Raw genomic sequence first — 1,386 nt, 5'->3', positions numbered from 1 at the left:
TTGCCTGCGTCAGCCAGCCCTGGCTGACGCAGGCAAGGCACTCAAGGTCGTAGTCTGCGCTAGGCGCATTTCCTACACGGGACTACAATCGCCTCCCCCGCATTCATAGCTGTTACTTGCATGCCGACCTGTACGCTCCACCCCCTGCCCTACCTGGCCGACCCTACGGCCTACTTTGCGCGCATCCGCCAGGCACCCGGCGCCGTGTTGCTCGACAGCGCCCGCCCACAGGCTGAACGCGGTCGTTTCGACCTGCTCAGCGCCTGGCCGGTACAAACCCTGACACCACAGGCCACTGAAAGCGGTGAAGCCTACCTGCAGCGCCTGCGCAGCAGCCTTGCGCAGCTGGGGCGGGCAGAACTGCCAGACGGCATCGAACTGCCCTTTGCCGGCGGCCTGATCGGCTACCTGAGCTACGATTTCGGGCGGCGCCTGGAGCACCTGCCAGCGCTTGCGGCCGACGACCTGGGCCTGGCCGACGCCAACCTCGGCCTGTATGCCTGGGCACTGATCAGCGACCATCAGCTCGGACGCAGCCAGTTGCTGTTTCACCCGAGCCTGGCCGAGACCGAGCGTCAGCGCCTGATTGCGCTGTTCGAGGCCCCGCTAGAGGATGACCAGAGCCATTTCTCCCTGCTGGCACCGATGCGCGGCGACATCAGCGCCGAGGACTACCATCAGGCCTTTGACCGGGTGCAGGCCTACATCCATGCCGGTGACTGCTATCAGATCAACCTCACCCAGCGTTTTCGCGCCCCGTGCCAGGGCGACCCCTGGCATGCCTACCTGGCCGTGCGCCAGGCCTGCCCTACGCCCTTTTCCGGCTTTCAGACCCTGGCCGATGGCAGCACGCTACTGAGCTTCTCGCCGGAGCGTTTCATCCAGGTCAGTGCAGGCCGGGTCGAGACCCGTCCGATCAAGGGCACCCGGCCACGCAGCGCAGATCCCGCACAGGACGCACGCAACGGCGCCGAGCTGCTGGCGAGCAGCAAGGACCGCGCGGAAAACCTGATGATCGTCGACCTGTTGCGCAACGACCTCGGGCGCACCTGCCAGACCGGTTCGGTGAAAGTGCCGGAACTGTTCAGCCTGGAAAGCTACCCCAACGTGCATCATCTGGTCAGCAGCGTCACCGGCCAGCTGGCCGCCGACAAGGACGCCCTGGACCTGATCGCCGGCAGCTTCCCCGGCGGCTCGATCACCGGCGCGCCGAAGATCCGCGCCATGCAGATCATCGACGAACTGGAACCCAGCCGTCGGGCGCTGTATTGCGGGTCATTGCTGTATGTCGATGTGCGCGGCGAGATGGACAGTTCCATTGCCATTCGCAGCTTGCTGGTCAAGGAGGGTCAGGTGTGCTGCTGGGGGGGCGGTGCGGTGGTGGCT

At 65.7% G+C, this 1,386-nt stretch carries 1 protein-coding gene; it reads left to right on the top strand.

The window, feature by feature from the left end:
* Positions 1-120: 120 nt before the first annotated feature.
* Positions 121-1,386: aminodeoxychorismate synthase component I (gene pabB / locus ACO6VD_RS27385; RefSeq protein ID WP_422422920.1), on the top strand; the 1,266-nt coding region annotated here is incomplete at its 3' end.

Origin of the sequence: Pseudomonas sp. GZD-222 (assembly GCF_049310525.1) — a bacterium.
GTDB lineage: Bacteria > Pseudomonadota > Gammaproteobacteria > Pseudomonadales > Pseudomonadaceae > Aquipseudomonas.
Note: the sequence above shows the minus strand (reverse complement) of the source record. Positions and strands in the feature narration are given on the sequence as shown.